Raw genomic sequence first — 2,128 nt, 5'->3', positions numbered from 1 at the left:
GAACTGGGTAATTTAACCATCATTTTCTTTTCAAATTCATTAATTAAAGAAATATCTATTTTTCCATTATCTCGATAAACCCTCAATGATTCCATATTATTTTCCTTTTTGTAAAGAACCTTGCCCTATATGCTTAACCGCATCATGTATATTTACAGGTACTAACTGCATATTATTTGGTGATGACTGTACATTATGATGCCAAGTATAACCCGTGATGGTACTTTTCCCTTTTTGCATGTCCTCTAATTGCTGTAGTGTAAATTTACTTTTCATAATAGGATCATCTTTTATCACAATCCACATATCTCGTGATGCCTGTCTCATTTGCCCTGAATAACTTTTACTATTATCAATTTTAGTTGAAAAAACTGCAACATCATCGAATATAGGTAATCCCTTTGAATCATAAGGAATATTTGCAATTTCTTTTTTATTACCAAGTGTATCTGGCTTAGAATAAATTTTAACTGCTTTGTTACCCTCAGATTCAACAACAGAAATTTGTTCACCTGTCTTTAAGATTCTATCTGTTACTGTTGCCCTAGAATTATTTACAACAGTAGTAGATTTTACATTATTCTTACCATACTGATTTTCAAATGACTCCCTCCAAGTATGCGATTGATAAAATCCAACAACATCATTGTCTTGTAATAATATTTTTGCTTGATCAATATTTTTTTGAGCTTGTTTTAAATCACCTGCTTTCTCTGCTTTTCGAGCTATTATATATAATTGCTTAGCTTCTTTAAGTGTTTTTGTAACTACCTCAGCACCAGGAATAACTCCAACTAAAGCTAGAGCAAAATCAATACCATCCTCTGCCTCTACAAATGATTTCACATCACCTACAACAGGCGTAAAATCAGCTAAAATCCCTGAAATTGTTCCCCCTGCTCTTAGTGTTTCCATAAGCTCAGGGTGATTCTTCTCCATTTGCTCTATTGCTATGCGATTTGCCTCCTCTTCGAAGGCTTTTGATTTCGCTACATTAGCCCAATCTACTTGAGGATTAGATTCAATTATAGATAATAAATTCCCCTCAACCGCACTTTCCGCTATCACTTGCCCTGTTGCAGCATTAACAAGTGCAGTTGTGCTATCCGTAGCTGTTCCGTCCGTTTGCGCTATTATCGTTGCCGATAATGCGCCTGTCAGGCTGCTGAGGCTTGAGATATTTTGCCGCTCCCGTTCGTCCAATTCGCTTGCGCTTTTGCCGTAAATAGTCTTGGCAAGCAGTTCTGCTGTCACTTCCCCCGTTATCGCTGCCGCCGCACCGCCCAACGCACTGCCGCCGTTAACTTGCGCTTCTACCGCACCTAAGATGCCATGAAGAATTAGGTTAGTGGTTTTGTCCACCTTGCCGTTTTCATCCGTCGTCGCATCCTTAATCGCTTGGTTCGCCAGTGGAGAAAGGGCGATCGCCGTCAACTGTGCCGTGTTGCCGTTGGCTATCGCCAAGGTGATAACCTTGGTTGCCGTATCAACCGCTCGGTTATAGCTGCCACCGGTACCCCACGCCTTTGCTTCGCTGTCAGCTTGTTCATAGGCGGCAACCGCTTGCTCATAAGCCGCTTGATTACCGCTTTGCTGCGCATTTGCCATGGCTTGTGCAGCATCGGCTTTTTTGACTTCCGCCACTTTGCGCTGTTGGGCGCTATAGGCACTCACCCCTGCGCTGATGTCCGCAACCGCACTTTGCATGGCTTTTTGCGTAGCAAGTGTTGTGTTGATGTCTTTTGGTTTTTCAGTCTGTGCGTTGCCTTTGCTGCTGTCGCTGTTAATCCCCAACGCTGCCGCCGTCGTTTGAATCGGGCTGCTGTCTTTGTTTAAGATTATCGTGCCTTCACTCAGCGTGGCTTGGGTTGTGGTGTTATCTCGGGTTTTGCTGACCATCGGCAAGCCGCCCGTCGGGCTGACGTCCGTCACTCGTTCCGGCTCGCCTTTGTCGTTTTTGATTACCTTGCCGTTTTCGTCCTTGTTCAAGTCCGAACTCGTGCTCACCCCAATGCTCGCACTCACCGCCTTGCTCTCACTGTGGTTTTCAATGTCCGTGAAGGTCAGTTGGTTGGTGGCAAGGCGATTTTTATCGGTTTGAGTACCGGCTATCGCCCCACCGTTCAGG

Annotated in this window: 1 protein-coding gene; it reads right to left on the bottom strand. The window is 43.8% G+C overall.

Annotation, left to right across the window (positions count from 1 at the left end; all coding sequences use genetic code 11):
* Positions 1 to 96 precede the first annotated feature (96 nt).
* Positions 97 to 2,128, bottom strand: a 2,032-nt coding sequence (locus tag FHQ23_RS12030; protein ID WP_176552322.1) for an HNH endonuclease, incomplete at its 5' end; no start/stop codon positions are given.

Origin of the sequence: Testudinibacter crocodili, assembly GCF_006228025.1 — a bacterium.
Classification (GTDB): Bacteria; Pseudomonadota; Gammaproteobacteria; order Enterobacterales; family Pasteurellaceae; genus Chelonobacter.
Note: the sequence above shows the minus strand (reverse complement) of the source record. Positions and strands in the feature narration are given on the sequence as shown.